Origin of the sequence: Vibrio sp. Y10_XG_PY6 (assembly GCF_024181795.1) — a bacterium.
Lineage (GTDB): Bacteria > Pseudomonadota > Gammaproteobacteria > Enterobacterales > Vibrionaceae > Vibrio > Vibrio diabolicus.
Map to the genome: position 1 here is coordinate 987,166 of NZ_JAMZAQ010000001.1, position 26,890 is coordinate 1,014,055.

26 protein-coding genes are annotated in these 26,890 nt (G+C 44.0%); 17 read left to right on the plus strand and 9 right to left on the minus strand.

Annotated features, from left to right (window positions below):
- Positions 1-385: 385 nt before the first annotated feature.
- The 3 genes from NL644_RS04325 to NL644_RS04335 form a co-directional block, all read right to left on the minus strand.
- Entirely contained in the window at positions 386-2,089 is a 1,704-nt protein-coding gene (locus tag NL644_RS04325) for an FAD-dependent oxidoreductase (protein ID WP_253658065.1), read from the minus strand.
- Between the two features lie 123 nt (positions 2,090-2,212).
- A complete protein-coding gene (locus NL644_RS04330) occupies positions 2,213-2,341 on the minus strand; it encodes a hypothetical protein (RefSeq protein ID WP_046875441.1) in 129 nt (42 codons plus the stop codon).
- Positions 2,342-2,412: 71 nt separating this feature from the next.
- Positions 2,413-2,598 (minus strand): DUF2892 domain-containing protein, encoded by a 186-nt coding sequence (locus NL644_RS04335; protein ID WP_012842250.1) that lies wholly within the window; start codon positions 2,596-2,598, stop codon positions 2,413-2,415.
- A gap of 178 nt (positions 2,599-2,776) precedes the next feature.
- On the opposite strand from NL644_RS04335, the gene NL644_RS04340 reads away from it, so the two are divergent.
- From NL644_RS04340 to NL644_RS04360, 5 genes are read left to right on the plus strand one after another with little or no spacing between them, the layout of a single operon-like run.
- Positions 2,777-3,085: a metalloregulator ArsR/SmtB family transcription factor gene (locus NL644_RS04340; protein ID WP_012842251.1), complete on the plus strand. Its 309-nt coding sequence runs from the start codon at positions 2,777-2,779 to the stop codon at positions 3,083-3,085.
- A 28-nt stretch (positions 3,086-3,113) separates the two neighbouring features.
- Positions 3,114-3,533, plus strand: a complete 420-nt coding sequence (locus tag NL644_RS04345) for a YeeE/YedE family protein (RefSeq protein WP_005394547.1) — start codon at positions 3,114-3,116, stop codon at positions 3,531-3,533.
- Positions 3,534-3,543: 10 nt separating this feature from the next.
- Entirely contained in the window at positions 3,544-4,002 is a 459-nt protein-coding gene (locus NL644_RS04350; RefSeq protein ID WP_069488810.1) for a YeeE/YedE family protein, read from the plus strand.
- 28 nt (positions 4,003-4,030) lie between these two features.
- Positions 4,031-7,339, plus strand: coding sequence for an efflux RND transporter permease subunit (locus tag NL644_RS04355; protein WP_253658066.1), 3,309 nt, complete (start codon positions 4,031-4,033; stop codon positions 7,337-7,339).
- The gene (locus tag NL644_RS04360) at positions 7,336-8,391 is read left to right on the plus strand and encodes an efflux RND transporter periplasmic adaptor subunit (RefSeq protein WP_114323755.1); all 1,056 of its coding nucleotides are present in this window, start codon (positions 7,336-7,338) and stop codon (positions 8,389-8,391) included. The genes NL644_RS04355 and NL644_RS04360 overlap by 4 nt, the downstream gene beginning before the upstream one ends.
- An 88-nt stretch (positions 8,392-8,479) precedes the next feature.
- Here NL644_RS04360 and NL644_RS04365 read toward each other — a convergent pair whose 3' ends face one another.
- The gene (locus tag NL644_RS04365) at positions 8,480-9,346 is read right to left on the minus strand and encodes an endonuclease/exonuclease/phosphatase family protein (protein WP_031855655.1); all 867 of its coding nucleotides are present in this window, start codon (positions 9,344-9,346) and stop codon (positions 8,480-8,482) included.
- Between the two features lie 309 nt (positions 9,347-9,655).
- Here NL644_RS04365 and nrdD point away from each other — a divergent pair, with 309 nt between their 5' ends.
- The gene (gene nrdD / locus NL644_RS04370; protein ID WP_253658067.1) at positions 9,656-11,776 is read left to right on the plus strand and encodes an anaerobic ribonucleoside-triphosphate reductase; all 2,121 of its coding nucleotides are present in this window, start codon (positions 9,656-9,658) and stop codon (positions 11,774-11,776) included.
- Between the two features lie 84 nt (positions 11,777-11,860).
- Positions 11,861-12,331 carry an anaerobic ribonucleoside-triphosphate reductase-activating protein gene (gene nrdG, locus NL644_RS04375; protein ID WP_114323752.1) on the plus strand — a complete coding sequence of 157 codons (471 nt, stop codon included), beginning with the start codon at positions 11,861-11,863 and terminating at the stop codon, positions 12,329-12,331.
- An 84-nt stretch (positions 12,332-12,415) separates the two neighbouring features.
- On the opposite strand, the gene NL644_RS04380 is transcribed toward nrdG, so the two are convergent.
- A complete protein-coding gene (locus NL644_RS04380; protein WP_253658068.1) occupies positions 12,416-13,801 on the minus strand; it encodes an MATE family efflux transporter in 1,386 nt (461 codons plus the stop codon).
- Between the two features lie 120 nt (positions 13,802-13,921).
- Between NL644_RS04380 and NL644_RS04385 the strand changes: the two genes are divergently transcribed.
- The 3 genes from NL644_RS04385 to NL644_RS04395 all read left to right on the plus strand — a co-directional run bounded on the left by NL644_RS04385 (position 13,922) and on the right by NL644_RS04395 (position 16,817).
- Entirely contained in the window at positions 13,922-14,779 is an 858-nt protein-coding gene (locus tag NL644_RS04385; protein WP_053808398.1) for an AraC family transcriptional regulator, read from the plus strand.
- 155 nt (positions 14,780-14,934) lie between these two features.
- Complete coding sequence (locus NL644_RS04390) at positions 14,935-16,122, plus strand: amino acid aminotransferase (RefSeq protein ID WP_048625063.1); 1,188 nt, start codon at positions 14,935-14,937, stop codon at positions 16,120-16,122.
- A gap of 11 nt (positions 16,123-16,133) precedes the next feature.
- Positions 16,134-16,817: an ATP-dependent zinc protease gene (locus NL644_RS04395; protein WP_005394517.1), complete on the plus strand. Its 684-nt coding sequence runs from the start codon at positions 16,134-16,136 to the stop codon at positions 16,815-16,817.
- A gap of 113 nt (positions 16,818-16,930) precedes the next feature.
- Here the strand turns inward: NL644_RS04395 and NL644_RS04400 are convergent, their stop codons facing one another.
- The gene (locus NL644_RS04400) at positions 16,931-17,467 is read right to left on the minus strand and encodes a hypothetical protein (RefSeq protein ID WP_005394515.1); all 537 of its coding nucleotides are present in this window, start codon (positions 17,465-17,467) and stop codon (positions 16,931-16,933) included.
- 154 nt (positions 17,468-17,621) lie between these two features.
- Positions 17,622-17,996, minus strand: a complete 375-nt coding sequence (locus NL644_RS04405) for a YgiW/YdeI family stress tolerance OB fold protein (protein WP_005394506.1) — start codon at positions 17,994-17,996, stop codon at positions 17,622-17,624.
- Positions 17,997-18,151: 155 nt separating this feature from the next.
- Here NL644_RS04405 and NL644_RS04410 point away from each other — a divergent pair, with 155 nt between their 5' ends.
- The 4 genes from NL644_RS04410 to modC all read left to right on the plus strand — a co-directional run bounded on the left by NL644_RS04410 (position 18,152) and on the right by modC (position 22,248).
- On the plus strand, positions 18,152-19,603 hold the full coding sequence (locus NL644_RS04410) for a cobyric acid synthase (protein WP_253658069.1): 1,452 nt from the start codon (positions 18,152-18,154) through the stop codon (positions 19,601-19,603).
- Between the two features lie 69 nt (positions 19,604-19,672).
- Entirely contained in the window at positions 19,673-20,428 is a 756-nt protein-coding gene (gene modA, locus NL644_RS04415) for a molybdate ABC transporter substrate-binding protein (RefSeq protein ID WP_114323751.1), read from the plus strand.
- A gap of 27 nt (positions 20,429-20,455) precedes the next feature.
- Complete coding sequence (gene modB / locus NL644_RS04420) at positions 20,456-21,142, plus strand: molybdate ABC transporter permease subunit (RefSeq protein ID WP_012842264.1); 687 nt, start codon at positions 20,456-20,458, stop codon at positions 21,140-21,142.
- A complete protein-coding gene (modC, locus tag NL644_RS04425) occupies positions 21,142-22,248 on the plus strand; it encodes a molybdenum ABC transporter ATP-binding protein ModC (protein WP_253658303.1) in 1,107 nt (368 codons plus the stop codon). The genes modB and modC overlap by 1 nt, the downstream gene beginning before the upstream one ends.
- A 71-nt stretch (positions 22,249-22,319) precedes the next feature.
- Here modC and NL644_RS04430 read toward each other — a convergent pair whose 3' ends face one another.
- Positions 22,320-22,757, minus strand: a complete 438-nt coding sequence (locus NL644_RS04430; RefSeq protein WP_114323749.1) for a DUF3069 domain-containing protein — start codon at positions 22,755-22,757, stop codon at positions 22,320-22,322.
- Between the two features lie 273 nt (positions 22,758-23,030).
- Between NL644_RS04430 and NL644_RS04435 the strand changes: the two genes are divergently transcribed.
- Together NL644_RS04435 and NL644_RS04440 are read left to right on the plus strand one after the other, a co-directional pair.
- Complete coding sequence (locus tag NL644_RS04435) at positions 23,031-23,990, plus strand: diguanylate cyclase (RefSeq protein ID WP_074190148.1); 960 nt, start codon at positions 23,031-23,033, stop codon at positions 23,988-23,990.
- A complete protein-coding gene (locus NL644_RS04440; RefSeq protein WP_047009190.1) occupies positions 23,987-24,979 on the plus strand; it encodes a Solitary outer membrane autotransporter beta-barrel domain in 993 nt (330 codons plus the stop codon). The genes NL644_RS04435 and NL644_RS04440 overlap by 4 nt, the downstream gene beginning before the upstream one ends.
- Before the next feature lie 24 nt (positions 24,980-25,003).
- On the opposite strand, the gene NL644_RS04445 is transcribed toward NL644_RS04440, so the two are convergent.
- Positions 25,004-26,242, minus strand: coding sequence for a GGDEF domain-containing protein (locus tag NL644_RS04445; RefSeq protein WP_048625059.1), 1,239 nt, complete (start codon positions 26,240-26,242; stop codon positions 25,004-25,006).
- A 254-nt stretch (positions 26,243-26,496) separates the two neighbouring features.
- On the opposite strand from NL644_RS04445, the gene NL644_RS04450 reads away from it, so the two are divergent.
- Complete coding sequence (locus NL644_RS04450) at positions 26,497-26,865, plus strand: late competence development ComFB family protein (protein WP_048625058.1); 369 nt, start codon at positions 26,497-26,499, stop codon at positions 26,863-26,865.
- Positions 26,866-26,890: the final 25 nt, after the last annotated feature.

Here is a 26,890-nt window from a genome sequence, read left to right on the forward strand (position 1 = left end):
TTAATCAAATTGCGTAAATCCAATTGGATTGGTAAAAACTGAGCTTAACAAGATTTTTTACTGACTTAAGCACTCTGCTCAATGATAACTTACAAATAGAATATATAGCTTGGTTAAGTTCAAAAAGTTAATTGTTTTGAACTCTATCTCTTGAATTTACAGAGTAGAGGTGGATCTCCTATTTATTAATAGGTCGTTAATTGCACAATTGTAAATAAATACATGTGACAAGGTAACATATCAAAAGAGTAGTTTTAATAACTGGTAAGTAAATTAGGGCGATACTTATAGTAAAATTTGGTAGATAGTCGTATGCTATTTTAACTGTAGTGTTGCTTGGTATTATAGAGAAAGCCGAGGCTTACTCGGCTTTCTACATTTCTAATTATAAATGAGCGAATTTATATGTTCTATAACCGCCAATCAAGTTACGAGCTTTAAAGCCTGAGTTCACTAATTGACGGTACGCGACGTTACCACGTAACCCAACTTGGCAATAAATCACGATTTCTTTGTCTTTTGGAAGTTCGTCCATACGATGACGTAATTGGTCGACAGGAATGTTGATTGCATCTTTAATAAAACCAACGTTTTCAAGTTCACCTGGGTTACGTACATCAAGTAGCACCTGGTCTTCGGTTAAGGAATCCATTTCATCATAGTGAATTGCTGTCGCATCCCCTTTGATGATGTTATTTGCGACAAATGCAGCTTGGTTTATTACGTCTTTTGCACTGCCGTAAGGGGGCGCGTAAGTCAACTCTAGATGTTGTAGCTGTTCAACCGTCATACCTGCACGCTGAGCAACAGCCATAACGTCGATACGCTTATCGATACCGTCTTTACCAACTGCTTGAGCACCTAAAATCTTGCCTGATTTCGGATCGAACAACATTTTGAATGAAACAATTTCAGCGCCAGGGTAGTAACTCGCGTGGCTTGCGGTGTGTACGTAAACTTTTTCGTATTCAATGCCTGAGCGTTTTAGCTGTTTCTCATTTTTACCCGTTGAAGCCACAGCAAGGTCAAAGATCTTACAAATCGCCGTACCTTGTGTACCTTGATAAGTCTCGCTACGACCAAGCATGTTATCGGCTGCCATACGACCTTGACGGTTGGCTGGACCCGCTAGAGGAACAAGTGTCTGCTCGCCAGTGACAAAATCTTTTTCTTCAACTGCATCACCAACAGCGTAAATTGAAGGATCGCTGGTTTGCATGTATTCATTAGTGTAGATACCACCAAGCGTCCCAATTTCTAATCCCGCTTCTTTTGCTAATTTAGTTTCTGGGCGAACACCAATAGCCATAATCAGGATATCGGTGGTTAGTTTTTCACCGTTATTAAGCGTAAGCTCCAATTCACCTTCTAAGTGTTGATGTTTCTCACTCTCACCTGCATCTATGCTAGCCACATGTTCATTTGGAATAAATTGTACAGACTCAAGAGCAACGCCCAATTTAAGGTCGATCCCTTTTTCACGGATTTCTGCGTGAGCAAAACCTGCCATTTCACGGTCAACAGGTGTCATGACTTGCTCTGCCATTTCAAGCAAAGTGGTTTTAATACCCAGTTGATGGAAGGCTTCCATTACTTCTAAACCAATGAAACCGCCACCTACAACCGTGGCGTGCTCTGGTTTGTTCATCTGGATCGTTTTAATGATGCGATCCATATCAGGGATATTACGTAGTGAGTGAGTCAACGGATTATCCAGACCAGGAATTGGTGGAACGATAGGGCCTGCACCTGGGCTAAGTAATAGGAAGTCGTATGTTTCTTCATATTCTGAGCCATCAAGAAGATTTTTTACTGTCACTGTTTTGTCTTGACGGTTTATCGATATCACTTCATTCATTACACGAACATCAACGTTGAAACGCGCTAAAAAGCTTTCTGGTGTTTGTAGCAATAATTTACTGCGATCTTTGATGTCGCCACCGATGTGATAGGGAAGGCCACAGTTAGCAAAAGACACGAAACTACCTCGTTCGAACATAATAATTTCTGCATTTTCACTTAAACGACGAGCGCGGGCTGCTGCTGATGCACCGCCAGCCACACCACCGACAATGAGAATTTTGGTCATATAGACACTCCAACTTAGCGAGTAAAAAACAAACAATAACACACTCAAAAACAAGTGAATTTTTGTTTGTTTTTAAGATGTTAATAAGAGCAATGTAAAACTATTTTAAATGTCGTCCATCATCTAGTTGACTAATGAAACAAACGGGCCACGTTCAAACATGATGATTTCGGCATCTTCGCTTAGACGACGAGCACGCGCCGCCGCAGATGCACCACCTGCAACACCACCGACGATTAAGATCTTAGTCATTTTTAACTCCAAGTTTTAGGGCGAACTGACCTTTCACGAATAGCCAGTGTGAAAGGTCACTACGCTCTAGATTATCTAAAACCAAATTTCTTTAAAAAATAAGCAGCAGGGCAGATTCCCGTGTAAGCACTTTGAATAAGATTAACGCCGATAAACACGGTGAACCAAATGAAGTTACTGTGAACGAACACGGTTAGTATGACCGAGATCAATACCATCGTGCCTGCAAAAATTCGTACTGCATTTTCTAACGTCATAACTCTTCTCCTTCGTACTCTCAAACTGAGAACGCCATCCTTTGATATTCATCACTATAATTATCTAAATTAGAAATGTCTAATGTTAATTTATCTAAATTTACAATTGCTAATTTAGCGTTGACTAAATGTTTTGTTTTAGTAATATCTAATTTAGTTTTTAATGTAGAGGTGAGTCATGAGCTATACAGATATGGATGTAGCAGCAATGAAAGGCAATGCCAATGAAGCTGCTGATCTCCTAAAAGTAATGGCACATCCGGAAAGGCTAATGGTGTTGTGCCAACTGACCCAAGGTGAGGTTGGTGTTGGGGAGCTGCAAAAGAACTCGTTCCTTAGCCAATCCGCCTTTTCACAGCACTTGACGGTGCTTCGCAAACACAAATTGATCAAGGCTCGTAAGGCATCACAGCAAGTGTTTTATTCGTTGTCAGAACCGAGAGTTGAGTCATTAATCAAGGCGCTTCATAGCGTTTTCTGTAACTAATTCGTAGCTAAGATTTTAGAGGTAAATAATGTTAAACGTTATTCCATGGGAATCGTTGTTTGGTGGCATTTTGTTAGGGATCTCCGCCACTATATTGTTGTTGGTTAACGGGAAAATTGCCGGAATCAGTGGAATTATGAATGGCATTATGTCACCGAAAAAAGGCGATTATTCGTGGCGATTGCTTTTTGCGGTTGGAATGATAGCTGGTGGCTTGATTAGCGTTCTGATGTTGGGCGTTGCGGTTCCTAGTACCGCGAACCTTTCTTTAGGGATGGTGATTGCCGCTGGTTTATTGGTAGGAATCGGAACCAGACTGGGTAACGGATGTACTAGTGGACACGGCATTTGTGGCATGGGCCGTTTGTCTAAGCGCTCTATTGTGGCGACCTGTGTATTTATGGCTGTCGCTGGCCTAACGGTATTCGTTCGACTTCACCTAGTTTAAGAGAGATTCCATGAACAAGACTATTTTTCGTTTTTCTGCTCTTTTGAGCGGTGTGTTATTCGGTATGGGCATGGCGGTGTCTGGTATGATCGACCCAGCTAAAGTCATTGGATTTTTAGATATTTCTGGCAGTTGGGATCCAAGTTTGGCTTTTGTGATGGGCGGCGCACTCGCGGTATTCATGCCAAGCTATTTTTTAATCATCAAGCCGAGAAAACAATCAGTTAGCGGTGAAGCGTTTTGCACACCAACCAATAAGAACATCGACGGACGTTTGTTATCTGGTGCGGCCATCTTTGGTTTAGGTTGGGGTTTGGCAGGTATTTGCCCTGGCCCTGCGGTTGCGAGTCTGGCATTAGGCAACGTGAGCATTGTAGTGTTCTTCTTTGCGATGTTAGTTGGATCTCTGTTCGCGAAAGCGATCATTACTAACCGTAACGCGAAGAAGATGAAAACCGCGAACGCGTAAACAATCAATCTGATATGGAGGGGAAAGGATGCCCGACAAACTAAAGCGAAGTTTTGTTCAATCTGTGATGAACAGCTTTTTCCCTCCGATCATGATCTTACTCGCGCTTGTGGTCGGTGCTGCGGCCTTGTGGTTGACCCCGAAAGAGGAAGACCCGCAAATCGTTGTGCCGATGGCAGATGTATTGGTTTCGGCTCCCGGACTCAGCGCTTCTCAAGTCGAAAATCAAATCACTGAACCATTAGAAAAGCTTGTTAGCCAAATTGACGGTGTGGAATATGTTTATTCCTCGTCCATGGAAGGTGCTGCGCAAGTCATCGTTCGTTTCTATGTCGGCGAAAACCGCGAAGATGCTCTGGTTAAGCTTTACAACAAACTCTATTCCAATCAAGACAAAGTTCCTCCTTCTGTCACTAACTGGCTTGTAAAGCCTGTTGAAATCGATGATGTAGCCATTGTTGTTGCCGCAATTTATTCCACCGATCCAGACATTCTCGATCGCCATCAGTTGAGACGTATTGCAGACCAAGCCACGTTAGGCATTAAATCATTGGATGCCACCAACAAGGTGGAAGTGATTGGCGGTGAGCCGAGAAAAATCCAGATAGAGCTTGATTCTGTTGCGATGGCAAACTTCAAAGTAACCATCGATGACCTCGAACAAGCCATTCAGCTCAGTAATAGTAAAACTCAAGGCAAGAACGTTCGCGTAAACGGGCAAAATTACACATTGGAATCGGGACGGTTTCTGACTAACGCCGAAGAGGTTGGCGATCTTGTTATCGCGGTGCTCAATGGTAAACCCGTTTATTTGAAAGATGTCGCGCGTATTTACGACGGTGAAGGTGAGGCAACATCCGATACTTGGTATCGCGATAAAAACCACGATGAAGCATACCCAGCGGTGTTCATTTCTGTCGCTAAACAAAAAGGCTCGAACGCGGTTAACGTCGCTCAGTCTGTTCGGGATAAACTGGCGGCGCTTCAATCCGAGCAATTTCCTCCACAAGTGCAAGTTGCAGTCATTCGTGATTATGGCGAAACGGCGAATGCGAAAGTAAACAACTTGGTATCAAGCCTTGGTATTTCGATTCTAACTGTCGTGGTGTTTGTCGGTTTGTTCTTGAACTGGCGAAGCGCATTGGTGGTTGGTATCGCGATTCCGATTAGCTATGGTGCCGCGCTCGGGATGGACTTGGCATTTGGCTATTCCATCAACCGAGTCACACTCTTTGCGTTGATTTTGGCGCTAGGTTTGATCGTGGACGATCCGATCGCCAGTATCGACAACATTGAACGCTACCTCAAACGCAAAAATCTAACACGAACCAATGCGATTGTTCTCGCCATGGCAGAAATTCGTAGCGCCTTGTTAATGTCGACGGTCGCAATCGTGATCGTGTTTACGCCGATGTTTTTTATCACTGGGATGATGGGGCCTTACATGGCGCCACTGGCGTTCAACGTTCCGATCAGCGTTATCTTTAGTACCGTTGTCGCGTTTATGATCACGCCTTGGCTTGCCAAGAAGCTACTCAAAGGTGCTGAGGAAAACGGCCACTATGACATCCAATCTTCGCCGATGTATCGTTTGTATCGTGGTGTGTTGATTCCGCTACTTGAAAGTCGCAATAAAGCATGGCTTTTCCTTGGTTTGGTTGCCTTGTTGTTCGTCTTGGCAGCATTGTTGCCAGCACTTCGCTTAGTTCCACTCAAGTTGCTGCCTTATGACAATAAAAATGAGTTCCAATTGGTATTAAACATGCCAGAGTCTTCAAGCTTTGTGGATACCTCCAACGCGCTGTCGAGCTTTACGGACTATTTAATGACGGTGCCGGAAGTGACAAGTGTGTCGGGCTTTGCAGGCACCGCTTCCCCAATGGATTTCAACGGCATGGTGCGCCACTACTTTATGCGTAGCGAACCATACCAAGGCGAGCTTCGAGTCGTTCTTGCAGAGAAGAATCGCCGCGCAATGCAATCACACGAGTTGGTGACACGACTCAGGGCGGATTTAGAGCAGATTGCAGATAAGTTTGACGCTGACGTGCAGCTAGTCGAAGTGCCGCCAGGCCCGCCTGTAATCGCCACCATTACAGCAGAAGTTTACGGTGACGAAGCGACGTCTTATGAAGATCTGATGAGCCAAGCAGAAAAAGTCGCGGATAGGCTTCGCAAAGAACAGTTGGTTTCTGAGGTGGATACCAGCATCCAAGGTGATTTAGAAACGTGGCAATTCATCGTTGATCAAGACAAAGCGGCACTGTCCGGTGTTTCTGTTGCTGATATCAATAACACGCTTATTACCGCCGCGAACGCTAAAGTGCTCGGTTATATCGCCGATCCGAGAGAAGTTGATCCACTACCTATCGAAGTGCAGCTCCGACGCGAAGACAGAGATAACCTGAATCAACTAGAGCAGCTTTATGTGCGAGGCCGTCCGGGCATTGCAAAAGTAGAATCCAATGGGGCGGTTGTGGATGCTCCTCAGCCTATCGTGCAGTTGTCTGAACTTGGCCATTTTGTAAAACGCGCAGCGGACAAACCGATTTTCCACAAAAACCTCAAGCCTGTTGTGTATGTCTACGGCGAGGTAGTTGGACGTGTTCCGGGTGAAGTGATTGCCGATGTGATGGCTGACCAAGATACAATTCACGAGGAAGAGGCGCATCGTCACTGGCAAGATCGCACGTACTTGAGCAATGGCGCTGGTGTCACTTGGAGCGTGCCAGACAACATCGAGGTGGTTTGGAGTGGCGAGGGGGAATGGAAAATCACAGTAGACGTATTCCGAGATTTAGGCATTGCTTATGGCGCTGCGCTGCTTGGCGTATTTGTGGTGATGTTGATTCAAACTGGTTTACCTGCGGTATCGGGCATCATCATGCTGGCGATACCTCTGACCGTGATTGGGATTATGCCGGGGTTCTGGATTTTGAATGTGTTAAGCAGTGATATCGGTAATTACCCGAACCCGGCTCTGTTCACGGCGACCGCGATGATCGGCATGATTGCGCTAGCAGGGATTGTGGTGCGTAACTCTCTCGTTTTGATTGAATTTGTTCAGCAATCGTTGGCTGAAGGTCGTAGCCTACATGATGCGTTGATTGAATCTGGTGTTGTTCGTATGCGGCCAATATTGCTGACCGCGGGTACAACGTTACTGGGTAACGTCGTGATTACGTTAGACCCAATTTTTAACGGTTTGGCTTGGGCAATCATATTCGGTATTGCCGCCTCAACCATCTTTACGCTGCTTGTGGTTCCGGTGGTTTACAACCTTGCATACCAAAACACCAAAGGACATGGATTACCTCAGATGGAGGAAGAGCAATGAAATTAGATACCAAATGGTTAGGCGTGATTCTGTTTGCCATACTCGTGCTTCTTTTTCTCTATATGGCTGGATTTTTTACCGAAAAGTTGCCGACAGAACATGACGCGAAAACCAACCAGGTTGATGTAAATAACGCAGAGACACATCAACTGATGTTAACCAGCGAATCGGTTGTTCGAGAGTTTCCGGGCGTCGTCGTTGCAGAGCAGCACGCCGATATCGCGGCACGGTTAACGGCATCGGTGATGGAGGTATTGGTGAAGGTTGGCGATAGAGTGAAGCAAGGAGACGTGTTGGCGCGGCTAGAAAGCGATGATCTCGACGCCCGAGTTCGTCAAAGTGAGCAGGCTTTATCCTCTGCACAAGCGCAGCTCAATGCGGCGAGAAAGGAGTTTTCTCGTGTCAGAGCGCTTTTAAACAAAAAACTGATCCCTCAATCGCAATTTGACCAAGCGGAAAGTGCGTTGCAAACCGCACAAGCCAACTTCAATAAAGCGCAAGCGGCGGTCTCTGAGGCGGAAACGACCTTTGGCTACAGCATCATTACTGCACCGTTTGATGGTTTGATCACGCAAAAGCCCATCAACAAAGGTGATACCGCGACGCCGGGGGCTTTGCTTTTATCAATGTACAATCCAAACTCGTTGGAAATAGAGGTGAACTTTGCTGAGTCTGTCATGCCTTATGTGACTTACGATAAAGAAGTGGACGTTGTTTTTCCGTCTTACAACCTCAACGCGCAAGCGGCAGTAAAAGAAGTGACGCCGTCGGCAGATGCCAACTCGCGTAGTTATACCGTAAAGCTTCAATTCGAGCCGCCAACGGCTATCTATCCAGGTACATACGCCAAAGTCGCGTTGACCTTGACCGACGATGTTGTACTTCGCGTGCCAAAAGAGGCGGTTTACCAAGTTGGCCAATTGGACTACGTAAAAGTGGTGCAAGACAGCGGTGAGGTAGAAACTCGGCTTATTCAGCTTGGAGAGTTGGGGAGAGTGCGAACGGGGTTGAAGCAAGGTGACGTAGTGCTGCTGAATCCAAGAGCGCTTTGATAGAACGGTTTCTCTTGTTAACTAGTTAAACGTCTATCTAGCAAACAACATAAAATAGCCCAGCAACATGCTGGGCTATTTTGTTCGTTTAGTTAAGCGTTACCGTTGCGTTTATAGGGCAATGGTCACTCAGTTTGTAATCCAAAACATCTTGTGAGCTGAACAGCGTTTGATGCGCGTTTTTCGCTTTTATTTGCGGGCTCACAATAATGTGATCAATCAAAGAGCGGAATTGGTGTGTTTTGCTTGGGTTCTTATTTGAGCGAACCTTGCAATCGGCTTGGGTATCTCGCGTTACCAATTGTGCATCGTTACCGAGCGTCATGATCGCCCACAACCAATCACGTTGATACGACAAGTTGTGATTGAAATCGCCCATTACAGCGTACTGCTCTTTTTTCTTTTCTCTCTCGCTCATCCATTTCGCAAGTGCTTCTCCTTGTTGACTCAGTGTCTGGCAATCACGACTGTTTTTGTACGCTCCGCTGCATCCTGCTTTTAGATGCACAGAGAGCAGGTGAAGCTCGTCCTTTTGGCTTGGGTTAACGACGATGTAACTGGCAAAGCGCAACTTGCTATTACCACGCGTGATTGAGAAGTCTGCTGGGTCAGACACTTCAATGTCTTTGCGCACAGCAAAACCAGTGTACTGATTGGTATCAGAAAACTGAAGGTGCTTATTGTTTGATTGAGCTCGATCAGAGAGATAAATCGCGTAGCCATCGCCTACAGCTTTTTGAACTGCGGCTTTGGAGTCGACCTCCTGAAAGGCGATGATGTCGGCTTGAGTTTTATCCACATATTGGTTGAGTTTGACGAAATCGTCACTGGTTCTCGAAACCTTACCTCCATTTATAGACAGCCATTCTATATTCCAACTGGTTAAGTTGATGGAGTTTTGAGCAAGTGACGTTGAACTAAAAATTAATAAGGCAGTAACAAATAGTGATCGCATATTGGCTTGTTTCACTCCTGGTTTTTAGCGTATTCCTTTCCAACCTTTATTCTATAAGACATCCCAAAAAAGCAAGTAGATTTAGTTCCAATTTTGCAATTTTCACGGTTTTCTTCGCAACTGAGATCAGTACCAATAAGATCGATTTGTTCTTGTCCGCTAGCCGATCTTTATTGATCAAAATCAATGTTTTCAAGTGGTGCTTTTCGTTAAATACGCCACAATATATTGTGTTAGCAGAATAAAAAATAACCCCATATAGTGTGTTTGTGGATAACTCTGTGAGTATGCTGGGGTAAGGAGAAGAAAGTGAAACCAATCGTAATCAAGCGTGACGGCTCAAGAGCTCCGTTCAACAGGGATCGTATCCAAGCAGCAGTTGAAGCGGCAGCGGAAAACAAAGATAAAGATGTCGCCATTTATGCTCTTAATGTCGCTCTTGCTGTCGAGTTACAGCTAAAAGATCACGATGAAGTTCACATCCATGAGATTCAAGACTTAGTCGAGAATGAGCTCATGCAAGGTCCTTACAAAGCCCTAGCACGTTCTTACATTGAATATCGCCATGACCGCGACATCGCGCGTGAAAAGCAAAGTGCACTAACTCGTGAAATCGAAGGCTTGATTGAAGAAAGTAACCTTGATTTGATCAACGAAAACGCGAATAAAGACGGCAAAGTTATCCCAACTCAGCGTGACCTTTTAGCGGGTATCGTGGCGAAGCACTACGCGAAAACGCACATCCTGCCTCGTGATGTGGTTCAAGCACACGAAGTGGGTGACATTCACTACCACGATCTGGATTACGCGCCTTTCTTCCCGATGTTTAACTGTATGCTTATCGATTTGAAAGGCATGCTAACGCACGGCTTCAAAATGGGTAATGCAGAAATCGACACGCCTAAATCGATTTCAACTGCGACTGCCGTAACGGCGCAAATTATTGCTCAAGTAGCTAGCCATATTTATGGCGGTACGACAATCAACCGTATCGACGAAGTGCTTGCTCCGTACGTTATGACAAGCTACGAGAAACATCTAGAGATCGCGAAAGAGTGGAACATTGCCGAGCCAGAAGAGTTCGCTAAAGCGCGCACTGAGAAAGAGTGTTACGACGCATTCCAATCGCTAGAGTACGAAGTAAACACACTGCACACGGCAAATGGTCAAACGCCATTCGTTACATTTGGTTTTGGTCTTGGTACAAGCTGGGCGTCTCGTCTTATTCAGCAATCGATTTTGAAAAACCGTATTGCAGGTCTAGGTAAGAACCGTAAAACAGCGGTATTCCCTAAACTTGTATTCGGCATCAAAGATGGCTTAAACCACAAATCAGAAGATCCAAACTACGACATTAAGAAGCTTGCACTTGAGTGTGCTTCAAAACGTATGTACCCAGACATTCTTAACTACGACAAAGTCGTGGAAGTAACGGGTTCATTCAAAACACCGATGGGTTGTCGTAGCTTCCTAGGTACTTACGAAGAGAATGGCGAACTTATCCATGAAGGTCGTAACAACCTTGGTGTAGTTAGCTTGAACTTGCCACGTATCGCGCTTCGCGCAAAAGGCAGCGAAGCGAAGTTCTATGAACTGCTTGATGATCGTCTACGTCTTGCTCGTAAAGCACTAGAAACACGTATTTCTCGTCTAGAGAACGTAAAAGCGCGCGTTGCACCAATTCTATATATGGAAGGTGCATGTGGTGTGCGCTTGAAAGCAGACGATTCGATTGCAGAAATCTTCAAAAACGGCCGTGCATCAATTTCTCTAGGCTACATTGGCGTGCATGAAACTATCAACGCGTTGTTTGGTACTGAAGCGCACGTTTACGATGATGCCGTATTGCGTGAAAAAGCGGTCGCGATCATCAAACATCTAAAAGATGCGGTGAATCAATGGGCTGACGAAACTGGCTATGGCTTTAGCTTGTACGCAACACCAAGTGAAAACCTATGTAGTCGTTTCTGCCGCATCGACACCAAAGAGTTTGGTTTGATTGAAGGCGTAACAGACAAAGGTTACTACACCAACAGCTTCCACTTGGATGTTGAGAAGAAGGTTAACCCTTACGACAAGATCGACTTCGAGATGCCTTACCCAGAAATCTCAAGCGGTGGCTTCATCTGTTACGGTGAATTCCCGAACATGCAACGTAACGTAGAAGCGCTAGAAAACGTGTGGGACTACAGTTACACCCGCGTTCCTTACTACGGAACCAACACTCCGATTGATGAGTGTTACGAATGTGGTTACACCGGCGAGTTTGAATGTACAAGCAAAGGCTTTACTTGCCCGAGTTGTGGCAACCACGATTCAACCAAAGTATCGGTGACACGTCGCGTATGTGGCTACTTGGGCAGCCCAGACGCACGTCCGTTTAACTTCGGCAAACAAGAAGAAGTTAAACGTCGAGTGAAACACCTATAAGGTTAATTACCACTCGATTCAACACTTTGAAAATCAACCTGCTTTAGGTTGATTTTCTTTTTCGCGATAACAAAGAGACGCATTATGAACTACCACCAATATTATCCAATTGACGTTGTTAACGGACCGGGTACGCGCTGCACATTGTTTGTGTCGGGGTGCGTACATCAGTGTCGTGGCTGTTACAACAAGTCGACGCAACGCTTGGATTCGGGTGTGTTGTTCACGCAAGAAGCGGAAGATAAGATCATCAATGACTTGAATGACACGCGCATTAAACGTCGCGGTTTGTCGTTGTCGGGCGGAGATCCGCTTCATCCTGCTAATGTACCTCATATTTTAAAGATCGTGAAAAGGGTGAGAGAAGAGTGTCCCGGTAAAGACATCTGGGTTTGGACAGGCTACACGCTGGCTGAACTGGATGACGCGCAAAGAGAAGTGGTGCAATACATCGATGTTTTGATTGATGGTAAGTTTGAACAAGACAAGAAAGACCTCAATCTCGAATGGCGTGGTAGTTCAAACCAAATCATTCATCGCTTTACAGACATCTAACCAAGTATTCTCCAAACATAAAAAGGGCTCACGCGTGCATAACGGGTGAGCCCTTTTGGTGTGAGTTCGTCAGTGCATTTACAGTTACGCTGTCACCGTTTGGTCATCTTCGACCATATTGTTTATCCAACGTTTAGATTGGATACGATAAGTCGTCAGTACGCCTTTCACAAATTCTTCAGCTAGCAGAGACATCAAGACAAAATGCAAAGGCAACCCGAGTACCATACCAGTGTAATAGGTAAGGGGAATGCCAATAGCCCACTGACCGAACGTATCAATAAAAATGCTGTAGCGAATATCCGCACCACTCTTTAGTACGCCGCCAATCCCTACCATGTTAAACACTCTCAAAATCATACCCAGCGCCATGACTAAGCATACGTTGAGTGCCATTTCTGCATCGGTTAATGGGCTAAGTACCAATAGATGATGAATCAAAGGCGAGCTCAACCACACTAGGAAAAACAGTAAGGTGGCTAAGATTGCGCTGGTTAACACATACCACCACGCCGTTTTCTCGACCCGATCATAATGTTTTGCGCCAATATCATTCCCAAGAAGGACGGATGCAGCGACCGCAAATCCCATAAAGGTTGAAATCAGTACACCTTCAATTGGCGACAAGAATGAGATGATCGCAAGTTCTGAAACGCCCAATTGACCATAGATGATGCTGTAAACGATCAGTCCACCAGTCCAGAGCGCATCGTGGACCAACATGGGTAGAGAAACCTTAAAGTATTTTTGACGATACTGCTTTAAACGGCCTTGCGCCCAATCGAATTTGGTCGGAATCAGGTACGCATAGCGTTTACAGAAAAAGTAAATCAACACTGCCGTTTGGAAAAATCGAGAAACAAAGCTGCCAACGGCTGCACCAAATACGCCCCATTGAGGGAAGCCGAATAAACCGAAAATCAAAACATAATTAAGCACGACGTTCACGACAATCGCGGAGATACTAACGTTGGTTGCCAGTTTGGTTTGGCCTAAGGAGCGCAATACCGCTTCAATAGGTACCACTATCGCCGTTGCAATGAGACTAAAGCCCGTAACCACAAGATAATCACGTGCATAAGTGACGTATTCGGGATCGTCTGACATGAAAGAGACGATCTCTTTATCAAAAATCGCATAAAGAACAATAAACGGCAGCGTCACTAAAATGGAAATAAACCAAGATTGCGCCAATGTTCTGCGGATTCCTGCCAGGTTCCCTGAGCCGTAATATTGAGAAGCCAGCACCGTTACTGCACCGCAAAGACCGAAAATGACTGCAAGGTTAAAGAAAAAAATGCGATTTCCGACACCGACTGCAGCCGTTGCGGATTCGCCGAGTTGGCTCACCATGAAAATATCCACGACGCCGAGTAACGCAAAAAGCATGGATTGAAGTGAAACAGGAAGGCCAATCGCAATCAGCTTTTGCCAAAATGCTTTATCGATGTATTCGCGTGTTAAGAGCATCGCATTTCTCCTTAAAGATTAATGCGAGTAGTTTATCCCTATGATTTGGCGGTGTATTTTTCAAAGGCATCCAAAACCTTTGTAAAACTCTCCACTAGTGTATATGTGAGCCAATAAATCATGGAAGATAAACAAGAACGCTACGCGATTTCAGAAAAAACCTATCAAGAGTTTATTGATCACAGTCGAGTACTGGCATTGGAGGAGAGAGGCATTGTGCAGTGCGGAATTGCAACCTGTCGTGACTTCTTCTCTGTTTATCGTAAAAACCAAAAAAAACACATGCTGCTTTACACCGTGCGCGGTAAAGGTTGGTTAGAAAGTGGGGCGTGTCGATATGATTTGGAGCCTGGCTCGTTGATCACGGTGCCTGCAGGTGTTGAAAACGGTTTTGGTATGGAAGAGGAACCCTGGCAGATCGCATGGCTTTTTCTTACTCCTGATAGAGCATGGCCAATGATAGAGAGTAATATTAGTTACCAGCTCACATCTGCACCTGAGGTGATGTATGCGTGTATCCAAACGTTGTTACGCAGTATTAATCTTCCTATTGATTATGGTGGTGCGGTTGGTGCACATAGCGTGGCTCAGTTAGAGCTGATGTTAAACATGCCGCCCTCAGAGTCGATATCACGCAGCCAATTGAGGCTTCGGCGCGTATTCGATCTTGTCCAGCGTCAGCTGCATAAGGATTGGAGTGTCGAGCAAGTGGCAGCTTTATATCCATGTTCGGAGCCACATTTGCACCGTCTGACTCAAAAGCAGTTTGGTCGAAGCCCGATGGCACATTTAACACGTATGCGCATGGAATACGCTGCTAGGCTACTTCGTTCAACAGAATGGCCGATTCAACATATTGGAGAGATAGTCGGATATCCAACTAGTGCCAACTTTAGTACACGTTTTAAAGCGTGGTCGAGCATGACGCCAAGAGAATTTAGGAAAAATGGAAGAGTGGATTGGTATATTGAGGAGTGAATCGTTCTTTTTATAACCGATAGAGCGCACAAAACTTATCGTAACCCAGAATTTTGTTCTCTAATTGATGAAATAAGTGAAAAATCATTTCGCCATTTTTTGCGATGGTGTTAACGTGAGGTTCGGTACTTGAATTTCAAAGGGTTATGACTTTCATGTTTTCTAATCTCCCAACTCCCGTATTAGATCCTATTTTATCTCTATCCGTTGCATACCGTAACGATGACCGTCCAAACAAGGTTGACCTTGGTATTGGCGTCTATAAGAACAGCGCAGGCGAAACGCCGATCATGAAAGCCATTCAAATGGCGCAGGATGTCGTTGTTGAAACTCAAAAAACCAAATCGTACGTTGGTCTTGCGGGTTGCGAAGAATTTAATAAAAGCATGATCGATTTGCTACTGACGGGAACGTCAGCAATGGATCGTGTTGCTGCCATTCAAACGCCAGGTGCAAGTGGTGCGCTGCGTATGTTAGGTGACCTAATGAAGGTCGCACAGCCAGATACGACGGTTTGGATTTCAAACCCTAGCTACGTAAACCATAAACCAGTGATGGAAGCGGCAGGTCTTAAAGTTAAGTTCTACCATTACTTTTCTCCAGAAACGAAACAAGTAGACACTGCAAAAATGATGGATGATCTTGCGAAAGCAGGACCTTCCGATGTTGTATTGCTGCATGGTTGTTGTCATAACCCAACAGGCGCAGATATCGATTTTTCTGCTTGGCAAGCCATTACGGAATTGTCACAGAAGAACGGTTTCACCCCATTTGTTGATATTGCCTACCAAGGCTTTGGTGATGGCTTAGAGGAAGACGCAAAAGGGCTTCGCTTCATGGCAGATAACGTTGAAGAGATGTTAATAACGACGTCATGTTCGAAGAACTTTGGCCTATATCGCGAGCGCACAGGTGCGGCGATTGTCGTTGGTAAGAACATGCAAGACGTGGCCAACGCAAAAGGCAAGCTACTTACGTTAGCGCGTTCTACTTACACGATGCCACCCGATCATGGAGCGGCTTTGGTTAAGACGATTCTTCAAGATGACAACCTGACTTCCGTTTGGAAGCAAGAGTTGAGTGAAATGCAACATCGTTTGGTTAGTCTTCGTCAAAGTTTGTGTAACGAATTGAGAAACAACCATAATACCGATCAATTTGACTTCATTGAGGGTCACAAAGGCATGTTTACTGTGCTAGGCTTTAGTGAAAACCAAATGGCGCAACTGCGTGAAGATTATGGCATTTATGGTGTTGGCGATGGTCGAATTAACATCGCTGGACTTACCGAAACTCATATTCCATACGTAGCGGACGCAATTAAGAAAGTATCTCAAGCTTAATTGGAGTGTGGATGAAAAACTGGAAACTGATTCTGCCGCTTATGATGAGCGGCAGTTTAATTGCTTGTACGTCAACTCAAACGACGCCGGAACCTGCTGAGCCTGAGTCGCCGAAGGTCGAAGAACCTGTCAAAGTAGAGCCAGAAGTGAAACCAGAGGTTGATCCAACGCCTGAGGTTGAGCCTAAGCCTGAAGTAAAACCTGAGAAAAAGCCAGAGCCAAAACCGACAAAACCAGCCAAAGTGACAAAGACACCAGACGGCATGTTGATTCTTGGCTCTGAAGAGTGGGTTTACGTTCCTGAAATTGATCAAACCTTCAAAGCTAGGGTTGATACAGGGGCGACAACATCATCAATTAGCGCGACAGACATTGTTCCGTTTGAGCGTGATGGTAAAGATTGGGTTCAGTTTAAGATCGACTTGGGCGATAAAGAAACTAAAGAGTTTAAAGTACCTGTAGAGCGCTGGGCTAAAATCAAGCAGTCATCGTCAGAAGAGGTGGATAAACGAGCGGTAGTAAAAGCGTATATTACCGTCGGTGACCACAAAGAAAAGACAGAGTTTACGTTAGCTGAACGCGGGCATATGAAGTTTCCAATTTTACTTGGTCGAAGCTTCTTTAGAGATATCGCCGTTGTGGATGTATCGAAAAAGTATGTCCAAGATAAACCTAAAAAATCCGGCAAAAATTAAAGCCTTGTTACTAGTTCCTGCTAACAATCGGTACTTAACAAAAATGGCCTCCGAAACCGGAGGCCATTTTTATTGAATCACACACTTATTAATGCAACTGCTTAGTTACTTAATTAAAATGCAAAACGAGCAGACATCACAATTTGTTGGCCATAGACACCATTATTTTTGAAATCCGCGCCAAGTGATAGTTGCTGAGTAGAGTGGAATCTTGCGCCAAAATTATAAACGGTATTGGAATCGTCGTTATCCATTATTTGACCGATACGGGCATGTAGCTCAACATTTTGCATGAACCAAATACGAGTACCAATATTCACCTCAGTGCGCCACTCGTCACCCACTTTATCACTGCCGTTTTCTTTAATGTTGTGTACCAACATTTGGCCATAAATATCTGCAAATTGGCCTGCTGGGCCGTTAAAGCCAATACCACCAGCAATGTCCCAGTCTCCGCTGAATTCACTGTCTGCGCGAGCAATGAAGTGGGTGTTTTCCGTAAAGTAGGTATTGAACTCGCCACCAAATGTACCAGGGCTAGTGCCCATGCGAAATTCCATCGTGTTGTAGTTGAAATTATTTGCATGTGCGGAAAGTGGCAAAACAGCGCACAAACCAAAGGCTGCAACCTTTAGAGCTTTACCTAGCATGGTGTCTCCGGGCAAGATGATTAAAATGAACAAAAAAATGGTCTGCAAAAAGCAGACCAAGATTGATAAAGCTATCATTTTAAGTGCTTGCCGTCACCATTTAGCTGTAATGGTTACCACATCATGCTGATATCCAAAGCAATCGGGGGTTGTTTTACATGATCACCAGTTGCTCGACTTCAATTTCTGGCTTATTTCCGCCTTCAAATTCACCAAACAGACGGACTTTAGTCGTGTGATCAATCGGAGTGTTTAGCTGAATATCGTCATCGAATTCCACCATCACTTCACCGGAACCGTCGCTAAAGACAAACTTATCCGCACGAACTTGACGTAATAAGTTACCTTCAACGACTACATCTTTTTCAGTAAACATATTGGAGTCGTTTAGCAAGGCGTCCAATTTTTCCACAGTGACAGGACCATTAAACTGCAAGTTTGATTGGTTTTTAGCGTGATCTTTCGCGAATGCGATAGAAGGAGCAATAACTAAGGCGGCGATTGTTGCGATAATTGTATTCTTTTTCATGTTACATCCTCATCGGTTTGTTTTGATGGGTTCATTAAAACAGAGCTTGTTTGAACCAATGATGATTTCAACATTCATATTCTATTCATTTGCTTGAGTAAGTGGGGACGATGACGTTATGATTGTTCATCTTCCTCTATTCCTTACAAATGTTCATGAAATCAGCGATCCCATCTTTAATGGTTCAAGGCACCACTTCGGATGCCGGAAAAAGTGTCCTTGTGGCAGGTTTATGCCGTGTATTAGCGAGAAAAGGGATAAACGTTGCCCCATTTAAGCCACAAAACATGGCACTAAATAGTGCGGTAACCAAAGATGGCGGTGAAATAGGTCGAGCTCAGGCAGTTCAGGCACAGGCGTGTAATATTGAGCCAACCGTACATATGAACCCGGTTTTAATTAAACCTAACAGTGATACAGGTGCTCAGATCATTTTGCAGGGCAAGGCGCTTTCAAATATGGATGCGGCTGGCTTTCATGATTACAAGAAAGTTGCGATGGATACGGTGTTAGATTCCTTCTCTCGTCTGACTCAAGAATTTGATTCGATCATGATCGAGGGTGCAGGGAGTCCTGCTGAAATCAATTTACGTGAAGGCGATATCGCGAACATGGGTTTTGCGGAGGCCGCTGATGTTCCGGTGATCATTGTTGCTGATATTGATCGTGGTGGTGTGTTTGCACATTTGTACGGAACACTCGCGTTACTTTCTGGATCTGAACAAGCGCGAGTAAAAGGATTTGTTATCAACCGTTTTCGAGGTGATATTCGTTTATTGCAATCGGGCCTCGAATGGCTAGAAGAAAAAACAGGCAAACCTGTACTCGGCGTGCTTCCTTTTCTTCATGGTTTGAATTTAGAAGCAGAAGACGCGATCACCGCGCAGCAAGAGTTGCACTCTGAGGTAAAACTGAATGTCGTTGTGCCTGTTTTAACCCGGATTAGTAATCATACTGATTTTGATGTGTTGCGATTGAATCCCGACATCAATCTACGTTATGTAGGCAAAGGCGAGAAAATAGATAAAGCCGACCTTGTTATTTTGCCTGGGACCAAATCAGTTAGAGACGACTTAGAGTATCTAAGAAGCCAAGGGTGGGATAAAGATATCTTACGTCATATTCGTCTTGGTGGAAAAGTGATTGGTATCTGCGGTGGCTACCAGATGCTTGGAAACTTGATTGATGACCCAAATGGCGTCGAAGGCCAGCCGGGTCAAAGCGAAGGGCTTGGCTTACTAGACATCACCACGACGCTAACTAACAGCAAACAGCTTACAAATACACAAGCGCAGCTTTCTCTTAATGGCAAAACAGCCAATGTAAAGGGTTATGAAATCCACGTAGGACAAAGTGAAGTGCAGGGCGTTCAACCTCTTACATTGAGTACCGGTGAAGCAGAGGGGGCTATCAGCAAGTGTGGCCAAATCATGGGAACCTACCTTCACGGGTTCTTTGATGAGGCAGATGTCTTAAGCCTGGTGTCAGAATGGGTAAACGGCACTCAAATCAAACAACAAGACTTTGAAGAGTTAAAGGAGCAAGGAATTAATCGTATTGCAGATGCGATAGAACAACATATGAACCTTGATTTTTTGTTTAAATAGCACATTAACTGATTGAACTTTATACCCAAATAACCAGTTCTTTCGCTTGCCTTGTATTGGAGTTTCTCTATGAAAGCATGGAAAACGCATGCTTGCCTCGCGGCAATATTAAGCATTTCATTTTCAGCTAACGCAGCTACGAACCTCAAAGTGTATGCGGCGTCTTCGATGACGAATGCGATCGACGAAATCGCACAAAACTTTGAAGAAAAGTATGACGTTTCTATCACTCCCGTTTATGGTGGTTCTTCTTCTATCGCTCGGCAAATTATCAACGGCGCACCAGCGGATATATTCATTTCTGCGAATACTAAATGGATGGATTATTTGGTCGATAAAGACGTTATTTCTCGTGACAATGTCACAAGCTTAGTGCGCAATAGCTTAGTGTTGATTGCTCCTCAGTCTTCAGAATTAACCTCATTTAACTTCTCTGATGCAACAGCATGGGAAAAGGCATTGTATGGAAATCGCCTTGCGTTAGGCAATCCGACGTCAGTGCCTGCTGGTATGTATGCGAAAGAATCACTGACTACACTGGGTGTATGGAAAGAGATTCAAACTCAAATCGCACCAGCAAAGAATGTGCGCCTAGCTTTGGCGTTGGTTGAACGTGGAGAAGCACCTTTAGGCGTGGTCTACAAAACCGATGCGCAGTTAACCGACAAAGTCAAAATTGTCGGTGAATTTTCGAGTGATACGCATGCGGCTATTGTTTATCCGGCTGCAGTTGTGAATGATTCTACTGAGTCCGAGCAGTTCTTCCAGTACCTAAAATCGGACGAAGCCGCACGCGTTTTTGCTCAATATGGCTTTCAGCAATAAACCGGCTTTCAATTATAGGAACGAAGCGTGACAGAACTGGAATACCAAGCCTTAATGTTAAGCCTCAAAGTGGGCGCGTACGCAGTACTTTGGCTCATTCCTCTCGGCGTTTTTCTTGCTTGGCTACTTTCTCGAAAAACGTTCTTCGGTAAATCGATTCTAGATAGCTTAATTCATTTACCACTGGTATTGCCGCCAGTGGTTATCGGCTATTTGTTGTTGGTTTCTCTAGGGCGGCAAGGGTTTCTTGGCAAGTGGCTTTATGAACATGTAGGGCTAGTCTTTAGCTTTAATTGGAAAGGAGCAGTAGTCGCTTGTATTGTGGTGGCCTTGCCTTTGATGGTTCGGTCTGTGCGGTTAAGTTTAGAGAACGTCGACCCAAAACTGGAACATGCCGCTTCAACGTTAGGCGCTTCTCCTTTAAAAGTTTTTCTCACCATTACGTTACCACTGACCATTCCCGGAATTATTACTGGGACGATGCTGTCCTTTGCTCGTAGTCTTGGTGAATTCGGGGCGACTATCAGTTTCGTCTCTAACATTCCGGGAGAGACCCAAACGATTCCACTGGCAATGTACAACTTTATTGAAACGCCAGGTGCGGAAATGCAGGCGGCTCGCCTATGTATCATTTCTGTCGCGCTAGCTTTGTCTACATTAATGATCTCTGAATGGCTAAATCGCAAAGCGGCAAGTCGATTGGGTGCGAAGTAATGACGATTAAAGTTCAATTTAAACAAATGCTTGGTGATACTGATTTCGATATTAAACTTGAGTTACCTTGTAACGGAATTAGCGCTTTGTTTGGGCGATCTGGTGCGGGAAAAACCACGTTAATTAATATCATCAGCGGATTAGTTGCACCAAAGCAGGGACATGTTGCGATTGGTGATCACGTTTTGTTTGATAGTGAAATGGGGATCAACTTACCAACACACAAGCGCGGCATTGGTTACGTGTTTCAGGACTCGCGTTTATTTCCTCACTATTCGGTTCAAGGCAACTTGTTGTATGGCGTTAAAGAAAAAGATGACGAGTACTTTGATGCAGTCACCGAACTCTTGTCTATCAAACCGTTACTAAAGCGCTTCCCGATCTCACTGTCTGGTGGTGAAAAGCAACGTGTTGCGATTGCGCGCGCATTACTATCAAAACCCAACTTGCTTTTGATGGATGAACCACTTGCGTCGCTTGATATGCCGAGAAAACGTGAGGTGATGCCATTTCTGGAGGAATTGTCGGATAAGGTTAATATTCCGATTATCTATGTCACGCATAGCCTGCAGGAGATCTTAAGGCTCGCTCAACACCTCGCTATTATCGATCAAGGTAGAATTACGAGTTCAGGTAAGCTTGAAGACGTGTGGGCTTCTCATGCGATGCGTCCATGGCAGTCTTTCTCGGATCAAAGCAGCTTATTTGAAGGCCGAATTGCTGAGCATCATGAGCGCTATGCGCTGACTTGTGTCAGCCTTGCACCTAATGCATCACTATGGGTGCAAAAGATTGATGGTGAGCCAGAGACGCCAATTCGCTTACAAGTGCGTGCCAACGACGTTTCTATTACGCTAGAGCAACCTAAGGCGACTTCTATTCGAAATATCCTGCCTGCGACTGTCGATTCAATCGAGGTGTTTAACGCGGCTGATGATAAACAGAGTATTAATGTATCGCTAAAGCTAGATGAGGGATGTTATTTGTGGGCAACGATAACACCTTGGGCGCTTGATGATCTCGACTTAAAGGCAGGTGATAGTGTATTCGCACAAATTAAAGGTGTCAGTGTCACGCAGAAAGACGTGGCATTAGCGCCGCATTAATCATTTAAAGCTACGCACGCTTAATGATCAAAAAAGGCCGCAAACGCGGCCTTTATTTTGTCGGAAAAACGTTATTTTGCGAACACTTCTTTGAATTCGCGTTTAAGAAGTGGGTCGCGACGTGCTTTCTTAAGTTGCTTAACCATGTCTTTCACGCAGTTGTGAAGCACATTATCAAGTAATTGAGCGCGGTATTCTTCTTTATCTTCATCTGTCATGTTTTCTGGCAGATGAAGAGTAGGGAATTCTTCCATCACGTTGATACCAGCAAATGCTTGGCCAACAGAAACTAGAGCATGAAATTGCTCGAAGTTATCTAGAATGTTCTGAGCACTTGCAGGCATTTCGTCCCAAGACTCACGCACTGCTTCTTCAGACACTTCATGGATAGAGGTAACCATTTCGAACATTTGCTCTGGAACTTCGTCAAACTCAATAACTTTACGTAGTTCAGGAGAAATGGTTGCTAGATCGATTTTTTTGCTTTCGCTGTTAGTTGCTTCTGACATGGTGTGTCTCTCATTACAAAAAGGCGGGAATATTAATACCAAATGCATCAAATAGCTATACCCATGTGTCCGTAAGATGACCAAAATACCTGAGTTTGTTGAACTAACGTTCGTTGGTCATGTTTTGGTAGGGCAATTCTCAGTGTAATCGTTATAGACAATTGATTCCGTGATATTTAAACAAAAATATAGCACTTAATTATGAGTCGAATGCAACAACTCTATGAGTATGGTATATGTTTAATAAAGACAAAATAAGAAATGGAACGCGTTATGCAACCGACAGGGACATCAATGCGAATCCTCCTGGTTGACGATGTTCAGCTAGACAGGATGCAGTTGGCTATTCGTCTTAAGCAACTTGGACATATTGTAAAAGCGGTGGGTAGTGGGCTAGAAGCACTAAACACCTACGAGAGTTTTGATCCTGAACTGGTATTACTCGATATATCGATGCCAGATATGAACGGTTTTGAAGTCTCTCTTCATATCAGAGAAACCTTTCCCGACTGGATCCCAATAATTTTCCTGAGCAGTCACGAAGAGCCAGAAATGATTGCAAAAGCCATAGAGGCCGGCGGTGATGATTATTTAATTAAACCCGTAGATAAACTCGTACTGAACTCTAAGCTTATCGCAATGCAGCGTATTGCCCATATGAGACGAGAGCTTAAACAAGCGACAGCTCAATTGGAGAAAGTGAATCAACTTTTGACCCAGCAAGCGAATGAAGATGGCTTAACCAAACTCTATAACCGTCGTTATATCGATCATAAGTTAGAATCGATGGTTGCATGGCATGGCCGTCACAACATGCCAATGGCTTTGATTTTATTGGACGTCGATTTTTTCAAACCGTTTAATGATAATTACGGTCATATAGAAGGAGATCGTTGCTTGCAAGCCATTGCGAACCAACTTAAAGCAACATTTTGTCGCTCTGGCGAATACGTAGGGCGTTATGGCGGAGAAGAGTTTGTGGTGTTACTGGGTTGCACAGACGCCCAAACCGCAGAGAGAGAAGCAGAACGTATACAAGAGGCCATGTATTTTCTGGATTACCCACATGAGTATTCTAGTGTGTCTAGTAGGGTGACAGTGTCACAAGGTGTTTTTGTTTTTCAACCGACGGGAAAAGAGCAGCAGTCTGATTTGTATGCGACGGTGGATAGAGCGCTGTATACCTCAAAATCTTTAGGAAGAAATACACATACGGTGGTAAATGCAAGTTGAAACAAGCTGTTATCAATAGTTACGCCTTAGCTACACTGTCACTTTTTTCATTATGTTCTAAGGCTAATTCGATTCAAGATCAGATACAAAAAGAGTATGAAAGGAACTTTGCTATTGGGATCGTTCTGTCAGATAGCGATGTCTTTACGGTAGGATTTCATGATTTCGATCCGAACGAATACTTCAACATAGATAACGAAGACATTGGTACTCAAGATTCGGTTGATCTCAGAAAGAAGATCGCTGTATCAACGCTACCATTTAGTTTTGATTTGTTTGAACAAGAGGGAATACAAACTCACTATCTATTAAATGGCCGAGTTTATGCCTTAAGTACAGAGCAAGATGTGTATGTAGACCAAAAAGGACAGATTCCAGATAAAAGTAAAGAGTTAGTCATGGGCGGATATATTGAGTTTGCTGGAGAAAAACACCTCACAGACAAACTAACGCTTAGTGGCGCAATCGGCTCACACTTAATGTACTATCAAAACGATTATAGTTATCGTAGTAATGCACTGAATGACCTAAAACCATTTCTAGAAGGTGTATACCTAAACACCAGTGCTTGGGCCGTTGTTGGAGAAGTCAACACAAAGCTCAAATACCTAGAGCATGAATCGTGGGGGAAATGGTACCTCTGGTCGGCTCCTCACTATTTTTATGGCACTGGCTGGGGTAAAGCAAATAATGGTGATATTGGCAATCCGGAAGGCTGGTATTGGGTCAATGGAATAAAGGTGTTTTATGATTTTACCCACATTGGAGATACTGTGCAGTCAGTGTATTCGAGCTTCAATCGAGTTGATATTGGTGGTGATACAAGAAAACCCATGAATACTGTACACTACTACGAAGCCAGTGTTGGATGGTTAATGACACCACCATTTGACTCCGATTGGATAGATAATATCGGGATCGGATTAACGATCAATTATGGCAGTGCGTTAAAAGGAGGAAGCTTAGTCTTGTTCTTTAATCAAGATTAGTCAGCTAACTTTCGCTCAGGGGTATTAATGAAGCCTCACGCAATTGCGTCCAGCTTTTTTCGCTTTGTAAAGCGCTTCGTCCGCTAACTTAATCACGTCCTGAGGTGCTTGCCCGTTTTTGCTGTCGGCCGCTCCGAAACTTGCGGTAACAAAGACCGACTTTCTCCTCGAACTGTCGTTACCACGCTTTTTTTGACCTTGTTTATGGTTATCTGGGCGGGATTCTTCATCACGTAAAATCATCTCATACTCTGCAATGGATTTACGTGCTTCTTCTAAAAACTCTTTACACTCATCTGCGTACTTGCCTTTAAAGACGATGGTAAATTCTTCTCCGCCAAATCGATATACTTTTGCGCCACCGGGAGTTTTAGTTAGACGCGAAGCGACCATTTTTAATACGTCATCACCCGTATCGTGACCGTAGGTATCGTTAAACTTTTTAAAGTGGTCAACATCAAGCATTGCGATCGTGAACTTTTTGCCCATGTGTTTTAAGTCAAGGTCGAGTGCGCGCCTACTCGGGATCCGCGTTAAGCTATCTGTGAAAGCCAATTGATGGCTGGCAGAGGCAGCATAAATAATGATAAGCAATCCCGTTAGGGTAAACATGGTGCTAGATATGTATTGCACATCAAAGAAAATGAACGTCGCGGACGCCAGCACCATTGCAGAGTAGGTCATAGCATGGATGATTTCATTCTTCTTTAAAACAAGAATTCCGAGGAAGCAGACAATACCCACACAATATAAAACTAGAATAAAAGGCAGTTTAGAAACCGTAGGTACGATAAATAAAATGCCGCTTGTCCATTGTTCAAACCCACCTTCAACGTAATACGCTAACGTAAGGTAAGACCAAAGAACGAACATCGTTAACATCAAGAGGTAAGTAAACATGGCTCTTGAGTCGAAACCGTCTTTACTAAACAAAAATACCGCAAGAAAAGAAACAGGAAGTAGCGTGGCTAAAATGGTCAACTCAAGTAAGGCTGTACCACTTTGAAGTGGGACTTGTAGCCTGTGCTGTATCACGAAATAGGCCAGTAACATCGCTAAGCACACCATTGACTCCCGACCTTGCTTAAATGAATAGCAAAGGAGCAGTGCACAGCCTAACAGTATGTACGGCAAATTTGCGGCAATACCCCAGTTTGACTGAGTCATCTGAATGATGTTGTTCATGCTCGAACTCACTAATCCCAGCAACATAAATGGGAAAAGGAATCGAAAGCCTGATGAAGTCATTGATGATGAGGACATCTATTACAAATTGCCTGAAAATAGTTGATTATATAATTGGTTAGGTTAAGCGTTTCATCAATATAGATATTAATCTGCTATCGATTTTCATGCTTCGAGAACTAGCAAGAATACGTCTATTTGCTCATTTTCCCAAGTATTTTGGGAGACATTACGACAAAAAGAGAGAGATTGATTAAATTAAGAGCAATCAATAAGTTGTTATAAACAAGTCGTTGCTATACTTGTTTTCATAGAACAAGGGAGATTTGCCAATGCAGATAAGTTCAGATGTGCATAACTACATGGAAACACTTGTTGGACAAGTGCTCAGTTTGCCTCAGTTTGTAGAGCAGTATAACAACGAGCAGCTCGCAGATATTGCGTGCCTTGCACTTATTCAGCTTAAACCTGTCTATATTCGTCATGATATTGATTTTCTATCTTCGCTTCCGGAACAAAAGCTCACCCAATTTAAGCAAAGTGCAGATATCGCGGTGAAAAACGCGGCAGAAATGGTGAAAGAAGACCGGCGTAAAAACCGAGATCATGATGTACCTGTAATTTTTACCCATACCAGTTATGATGAAGACAAAGAATTGGACTGGTATGAAAAACCAATCCTCAATGTCAATATTAAGTGATACAAGCTTAATCTATCGATGAGCT